Source organism: Kluyvera sp., assembly GCF_965301105.1.
This window is the reverse complement of the sequence record NZ_CBDKZX010000051.1, coordinates 23306-30191: the sequence shown is the minus strand read 5'-3', so window position 1 is coordinate 30191 and position 6886 is coordinate 23306. Positions and strand designations below refer to the sequence as shown.

General features: G+C 56.3%; 8 protein-coding genes. 7 read left to right on the top strand and 1 reads right to left on the bottom strand.

Features of this window, described 5'->3' with window-relative positions:
- The 5 genes from ACW14G_RS16000 to rihC all read left to right on the top strand — a co-directional run.
- The coding region (locus tag ACW14G_RS16000) for a class I tRNA ligase family protein (RefSeq protein ID WP_455648678.1) at positions 1-1001 on the top strand (1001 nt) is incomplete at its 5' end.
- On the top strand, positions 1001-1489 hold the full coding sequence (gene lspA / locus ACW14G_RS15995; protein WP_163448215.1) for a signal peptidase II: 489 nt from the start codon (positions 1001-1003) through the stop codon (positions 1487-1489). The genes ACW14G_RS16000 and lspA, both read left to right, overlap by 1 nt.
- A gap of 140 nt (positions 1490-1629) precedes the next feature.
- Entirely contained in the window at positions 1630-2079 is a 450-nt protein-coding gene (gene fkpB, locus ACW14G_RS15990) for an FKBP-type peptidyl-prolyl cis-trans isomerase (protein WP_064547280.1), read from the top strand.
- 1 nt (position 2080) lies between these two features.
- On the top strand, positions 2081-3031 hold the full coding sequence (gene ispH / locus ACW14G_RS15985; protein ID WP_163448216.1) for a 4-hydroxy-3-methylbut-2-enyl diphosphate reductase: 951 nt from the start codon (positions 2081-2083) through the stop codon (positions 3029-3031).
- A 66-nt stretch (positions 3032-3097) separates the two neighbouring features.
- The gene (gene rihC / locus ACW14G_RS15980; RefSeq protein WP_065357022.1) at positions 3098-4012 is read left to right on the top strand and encodes a ribonucleoside hydrolase RihC; all 915 of its coding nucleotides are present in this window, start codon (positions 3098-3100) and stop codon (positions 4010-4012) included.
- Here the strand turns inward: rihC and ACW14G_RS15975 are convergent, their stop codons facing one another.
- The gene (locus ACW14G_RS15975) at positions 4013-4918 is read right to left on the bottom strand and encodes a LysR family transcriptional regulator (RefSeq protein WP_249022335.1); all 906 of its coding nucleotides are present in this window, start codon (positions 4916-4918) and stop codon (positions 4013-4015) included.
- A 92-nt stretch (positions 4919-5010) separates the two neighbouring features.
- Here ACW14G_RS15975 and ACW14G_RS15970 point away from each other — a divergent pair, with 92 nt between their 5' ends.
- Positions 5011-5643: an alanyl-tRNA editing protein gene (locus tag ACW14G_RS15970; RefSeq protein WP_249022334.1), complete on the top strand. Its 633-nt coding sequence runs from the start codon at positions 5011-5013 to the stop codon at positions 5641-5643.
- A gap of 269 nt (positions 5644-5912) precedes the next feature.
- Positions 5913-6734, top strand: a complete 822-nt coding sequence (gene dapB / locus ACW14G_RS15965) for a 4-hydroxy-tetrahydrodipicolinate reductase (protein ID WP_249022333.1) — start codon at positions 5913-5915, stop codon at positions 6732-6734.
- Positions 6735-6886 lie beyond the last annotated feature (152 nt).

The following is a 6886-nucleotide window of genomic DNA, read 5'->3' as shown; positions in this document are numbered from 1 at the left end:
CTATCGGTAACACCGTTTCTCCGCAGGACGTGATGAACAAACTGGGCGCGGATATCCTGCGTCTGTGGGTGGCATCCACCGACTACACTGGCGAAATGGCGGTGTCTGACGAAATCCTGAAACGTGCTGCCGACAGCTATCGTCGTATCCGTAACACCGCGCGCTTCCTGCTGGCGAACCTCAACGGGTTCGATCCGAAGAAAGATATGGTGAAACCGGAAGAGATGGTCGTGCTGGATCGTTGGGCCGTCGCCTGTGCGCAGGCCGCTCAGGAAGATATCGTGAAAGCGTACGCTTCCTACGATTTCCACGAAGTGGTACAGCGTCTGATGCGCTTCTGCTCCGTTGAAATGGGCTCGTTCTACCTCGACATCATCAAAGATCGCCAGTACACCGCGAAAGCCGACAGCGTGGCGCGTCGTAGCTGCCAGACTGCGCTGTACCATATCGCAGAAGCACTGGTTCGCTGGATGGCGCCAATCATGTCCTTCACCGCCGATGAAATCTGGGGCTACCTGCCGGGCGACCGTGAGAAGTATGTCTTCACCGGCGAATGGTACGAAGGGCTGTTCGGTCTGGACAATGCCGAAGAGATGAACGACGACTTCTGGGAAGAGCTGCTGAAAGTTCGTGGCGAAGTGAACAAGGTTATCGAACAGGCGCGTGCTGACAAGAAAGTCGGTGGTTCCCTCGAAGCGGCAGTGACCCTGTACGCGGATGCGGAGCTGGCGGCCAAACTGACGGCGCTGGGTGACGAATTACGATTTGTCCTGTTGACCTCCGGGGCGACCGTTGCCGATTATGCAGCGGCGACCGCTGACGCTCAGCAGAGTGAACTGCTGAAAGGTCTGAAAGTCGCGCTGAATAAAGCCGAAGGTGAGAAGTGCCCGCGCTGCTGGCACTATACTCAGGATATCGGCAAGGTGGCGGAGCACGCAGATATCTGCGGACGCTGTGTGAGCAACGTGGCCGGTGACGGCGAAAAACGTAAGTTTGCCTGATGAGTAAATCGATTTGTGCAACAGGGCTGCGCTGGCTGTGGCTGGTCGTCGCCGTGCTGATTATCGATCTGGGCAGTAAATACCTGATCCTCCAGAACTTTGCTCTGGGGGATACGGTGTCGCTGTTCCCGTCGCTTAATCTCCATTATGCGCGTAACTACGGCGCCGCGTTCAGCTTCCTGGCTGACAGCGGCGGTTGGCAGCGCTGGTTCTTCGCGGGTATCGCTATCGGTATCTGCGTGGCGCTGGCGGTGCTGATGTACCGTTCCAAAGCTACGCAGAAGCTGAATAACATCGCCTATGCGCTGATTATTGGCGGCGCGCTGGGTAACCTGTTCGACCGTCTGTGGCACGGCTTTGTCGTCGACATGATCGATTTCTACGTCGGCGACTGGCACTTTGCCACCTTCAACCTGGCCGATACGGCAATTTGTATCGGCGCGGCGTTGATTGTGCTGGAAGGCTTCCTGCCGAAAAAGCAGGCGTAAGATAATGCCGGATGGCGCTGCGCTTATCCGGCCTACGATCCATTGTAGGCCCGGAAAGCGTCGCGCCATCTGCAATCGCTACGCCGAACACATAACAATAATCGTCATTTCAATGTCGTAAGATAGAAGGCTGTACCTGCATGTCTAACTCGATTCAAAGCAATAGCGCGGTGCTGGTGCACTTCACGCTGAAACTGGACGATGGCTCTACCGCTGAGTCAACCCGTAACAACGGCAAACCGGCGCTGTTTCGTCTGGGCGATGCCTCCCTGTCTGAAGGGCTGGAGCAGCATCTTCTCGGCCTGAAGGCCGGGGACAAAAAATCCTTCTCTCTGGAGCCGGATGCGGCGTTCGGTATCTCGACGCCCGACCTGATCCAGTATTTCTCCCGCCGCGAATTTATGGATGCGGGCGAGCCGGAAATCGGGGCGATCATGCTGTTCACCGCGATGGATGGCAGCGAAATGCCGGGCGTGATCCGCGAAATCAACGGTGATTCTATCACGGTTGATTTTAACCATCCGCTGGCGGGACATACCGTTCATTTTGATATTGAAGTACTGGAAGTCGATCCGGTACTGGAGGCGTAACATGCAGATCCTGTTGGCCAACCCACGCGGCTTTTGTGCAGGCGTTGACCGCGCTATCAGCATTGTTGAAAATGCGCTCGCCATTTATGGCGCGCCAATTTACGTTCGTCACGAAGTGGTGCACAACCGCTACGTGGTGGACAGTCTGCGTGAACGCGGCGCGATTTTTATCGAGCAGATCAGCGAAGTGCCGGACGGCGCGATCCTGATCTTCTCCGCGCACGGCGTCTCCCAGGCCGTCCGTAACGAAGCGAAAAGCCGCGAGCTCACGGTGTTCGACGCGACCTGTCCGTTAGTCACGAAAGTGCATATGGAAGTGGCGCGCGCCAGCCGTCGTGGTGAAGAATCCATTCTGATTGGCCATGCTGGCCACCCGGAAGTGGAAGGTACGATGGGGCAGTACAGCAACCCGAAAGGGGGCATGTACCTCGTTGAGTCGCCGGAAGATGTGCTGAAGCTGGCGGTGAAAGACGAAAGCAAGCTGTCGTTTATGACCCAGACTACGCTCTCGGTGGACGATACCTCCGACGTCATTGATGCCTTACGCCAGCGCTTCCCGAAAATCGTTGGTCCGCGCAAAGACGATATCTGCTACGCCACCACGAACCGCCAGGAAGCCGTGCGATCGCTCGCCCAGCAGGCCGACGTGGTGCTGGTGGTCGGCTCGAAAAACTCGTCCAACTCCAACCGTCTGGCCGAACTGGCGCAGCGGATGGGCAAAGCGGCCTATCTGATTGACGATGCGGCGGACATCCAGGAAGCTTGGGTGAAAGATGCCGCCTGTGTCGGCGTGACCGCCGGAGCTTCCGCGCCGGATATTCTGGTGCAGAACGTGATTGCCCGCCTGCAATCGCTGGGCGGCGGCGAAGCCATCACCCTTGAAGGTCGCGAAGAGAATATTGTTTTCGAAGTTCCGCGCGAACTGCGTGTGGATGTTCGTGAAGTCGAATAAATTATTTCTCCCGCGAATGTGAAAAAATGCCAGGCTTAACGTCTGGCATTTTTTTAGGGAGAAATCATGCGTCTACCTATTTTTCTGGATACCGATCCCGGTATTGATGATGCGGCGGCGATTGCCGCTGCGCTGTTTGCCCCGGAGCTGGATCTTCAACTGATGACCACCGTTGCCGGCAACGTTTCGGTCGAAAAAACCACCCGTAACGGCTTACAGCTCCTGCATTTCTGGGACGCCGATGTTCCACTTGCACAAGGGGCCGCCGCGCCGCTGGTGCGTCCGTTACGTGACGCCGCCTCGGTTCACGGCGAGTCGGGCATGGAAGGCTACGACTTTGTTGAGCACAACCGTCAGCCGCTGGCCAAACCGGCGTTCCAGGCGATCCGTGATGCGCTGATGCATGCGCCGCAGCCGATTACGCTGGTGGCTATCGGGCCACTCACCAATATTGCGCTGCTGCTGACTCAGTATCCGGAGTGTCGTTTCAATATCCGTCGCCTGGTGATCATGGGCGGCTCCGCCGGGCGCGGTAACTTTACGCCCAACGCCGAGTTCAATATCGCTATCGACCCGGAAGCCGCGGCGCTGGTGTTCCGCAGCGGTCTGGAGATTGTGATGTGTGGGCTGGATGTCACCAATCAGGCCGTGTTGACGCCGGAGTATCTGTCTACGCTTCCCGCGCTCAATAAGACCGGCAGCATGCTTCACGCGTTGTTCAGCCACTATCGTAGCGGCAGTATGCAGAGCGGCCTGCGGATGCACGACCTCTGCGCCATTGCCTGGCTGGTCCGTCCGGACCTGTTTACGCTGCACAGCTGCTTTGTGGCGGTGGAAACCCAGGGGCAATACACCGCTGGCACCACGGTGGTGGATATTGAAGGGCGTCTGGGGCAGCCCGCCAACGCGCAGGTGGCGCTGGATCTTGATGTGGATGGTTTTCGTCAGTGGGTAGCTGAGGTATTCGCCCGCGCACCGTAATCAGGTGTGTAGCGGTACCTTCTCGCTGAGATAGTCAATCATCGCCCGCATTCTGGCGGGCATATGTTGATTGCGCGTCCACAGCAGCCACAGCTCGCCGCTGTAGTCGCTAATAAATTCCCATTCTGGCAGGACCTGGACGATCTCTCCGCTCGCAAGTGCTTCGCGGGCGGTAAAGAGCGGCAGGCTGCCGATTCCCAGATCATTTTTTACCGCATCCAGACGTACGCCAGTGTGGTTGGCGGCGTAACGGCCATGAGTTTGAATGGTCTCCACGCGTTCACCGCGGCGAAACTTCCAGCGCGAATCCGCAGGGGTCTCGCCAAGGCTGATACAGCTATGGCCGCGCAGTGCCTGCGGGTGTTCTGGCGTACCGTGCTCGCGTAGGTACGCGGGGGTAGCGCATATCACATGGCTAACCGGCATCAGCGGTTTCCCGTACAAGCCGGGGGAGGGAGACTGACTGATGCGCAGCGCAAGGTCGACGCCGTCGTCGATTAAATCCATATAGCGGTCTTCCAGCCGCAGACAGACGTCCACCTGCGGGTAGCGGGCAAAGAATTCGGCCATCAGAGGGTGAATAACAAACCGTCCCACCGCCTTGGGCACGCTGAGGGTCAGCTTACCTTGCGCGATGCTTTGTCGGCTGCTGCCTGAGTCGACGGCCATTTGTGCCGCATGCAGCATTTCCTGCGCGTGTGCATATACTATTTTGCCCGTTTCGCTGAGCGCCAGCTTGCGCGTCGTACGATGTAACAGTTTGCTGCCCAGCGCCTTCTCAAGGCGTGAAACGCTGCGGCTAATAGCGGAAGGCGTAGCGCCCGAGGCTTTGGCGGCGGCGGAAAAGCTCCCGTGGTCGATAATCAACACAAAGGTGGCAAGGTCGGGAAGAAGGTTAGGGTTCATTTGTGCGTACCAGGCAAAGATGCATTGAACCAGCGCAGGATTATCGCTGCCAGTAAAGTGAATATACTCTCCCCATCAAGAGGAGAGCAATCATGACCGAACGTCTTTATTACACCTGCGATAATACTGAAGGCCCGGCTAACTTACTGAGCTGCTCGGCTGAGCCGGATGGACGGTATGCGGTGGCACTGGATAGAACCCTTTTTCACCCGCAAGGCGGCGGACAGCCCGCGGACGCGGGCTGGATTGATGAGATCCCCGTCGAGACGGTGATCGCGCGTGATGACGACGTGCTACATATCGTAGCAACACCGATTGAGCCTGGCGTAGTCAAGTTGAGGGTTGATGCGTCACAGCGTCAGCTGCATGCGCGGCTGCACTCTGCGGGGCATCTTATCGGCCTGGCGGGTACAGAGTACGGATGGCAACCGGTGAAAGCGCACCACTGGCCTGGCGAAGGGCGCATTACGTTTTCCGCAAAAGGTAGCAGTTCGCTGCCGGATTGTGCCTCGCTGCTAGCGAAAATCAGCGCCTGGCAGGCGGAGGATCTTCCTCGCCGGGTGACATTCGACGGCGGTTTGCGCGAAGTCGGGTTTGGTGAGCTTCCCGCTTACCCTTGCGGCGGGACGCATGTTGCGCGTTTATCCGACATTGGGCAGGTGACGATTACCCAGGTGAAGATGAAAAAAGGGCAGATGATCGTTAACTACACGCTTGTGTCGTAAAACCGGGCTTGCGAAAGTCGCTATGCAGATTGGCTGTATTTTGTTCGGTTTTCCCGTCGTTTTCCCATCGGCTTACCGCTTACTGAGCGAGTTTGACTTCTTTCCTTTGCTGCGGCAATGATTCATCCTGCGGGATGAATCATGTCTTTTACTGATATTCCCCTCTGTTTATCATTAAATTCTAATTATGGGTGTTTTCAGCTAGCGACCTCCGGGCACGCTGGTTACTCTGAAAACGATTTACGCAATTTTTACAAAAGAGAATAGCTATGCATGAAGCACAAATCCGCGTCGCCATTGCCGGCGCCGGCGGCCGCATGGGACGGCAGTTAATCCAGGCCGCCATGGCGATGGAAGGTGTTCAGCTGGGTGCCGCGCTGGAGCGCGAAGGCTCTTCCTTGCTGGGCAGCGATGCTGGCGAACTGGCGGGGGCGGGAAAGTCCGGCGTGACCGTTCAAAGCAGCCTTGAGGCGGTAAAAGATGATTTTGACGTGTTCATCGATTTTACCCGTCCGGAAGGTTCGTTGACGCATCTGGCGTTTTGCCGGCAGCAGGGTAAAGGGATGGTGATTGGTACTACCGGCTTTGACGATGCTGGTAAACAAGCCATTCGCGAGGCGTCACAAGAGATTGCGATCGTTTTCGCCGCAAACTTTAGCGTCGGCGTTAACGTCATGCTCAAGCTGCTGGAGAAAGCCGCGAAGGTAATGGGCGACTACACCGATATTGAAATTATTGAAGCGCACCACCGCCATAAAGTGGATGCACCGTCGGGTACGGCGCTGGCAATGGGCGAGGCGATCGCCGGGGCGCTGGATAAAGATCTGAAGGACTGCGCGGTCTACTCGCGTGAAGGTTATACCGGTGAACGCGTGCCGGGCACGATTGGTTTTGCGACCGTACGCGCGGGCGACATTGTCGGCGAACACACCGCCATGTTTGCCGATATTGGCGAGCGTGTGGAGATAACGCATAAGGCTTCCAGCCGCATGACGTTTGCTAACGGAGCGGTAAGATCGGCATTGTGGCTTAAGTCGAAGAAAAACGGTCTTTTTGATATGCGTGATGTGCTTAATTTGAATGAACTATAAGTATTTATTACCCATCGTGATGTGGTTATTGTAGTCATAATTACTTGATTACACAGGGCAATATTTTATTGCCCTTTATTTTATCTTATTTTTGTTTCTTTTGTATTAAAATGCTTATTTTTATAAGATATCTACCTTAAAAGTGTTGGTTA

Excerpts from the sequence above, each read along its gene's own strand:
- lspA (WP_163448215.1), top strand. The coding sequence starts at position 1,001 with ATGAGTAAATCGATTTGTGCAACAGGGCTGCGCTGGCTGTGGCTGGTC.
- fkpB (WP_064547280.1), top strand. The coding sequence starts at position 1,630 with ATGTCTAACTCGATTCAAAGCAATAGCGCGGTGCTGGTGCACTTCACG.
- ispH (WP_163448216.1), top strand. The coding sequence starts at position 2,081 with ATGCAGATCCTGTTGGCCAACCCACGCGGCTTTTGTGCAGGCGTTGAC.
- rihC (WP_065357022.1), top strand. The coding sequence starts at position 3,098 with ATGCGTCTACCTATTTTTCTGGATACCGATCCCGGTATTGATGATGCG.
- ACW14G_RS15975 (WP_249022335.1), bottom strand. The coding sequence starts at position 4,918 with ATGAACCCTAACCTTCTTCCCGACCTTGCCACCTTTGTGTTGATTATC.
- ACW14G_RS15970 (WP_249022334.1), top strand. The coding sequence starts at position 5,011 with ATGACCGAACGTCTTTATTACACCTGCGATAATACTGAAGGCCCGGCT.
- dapB (WP_249022333.1), top strand. The coding sequence starts at position 5,913 with ATGCATGAAGCACAAATCCGCGTCGCCATTGCCGGCGCCGGCGGCCGC.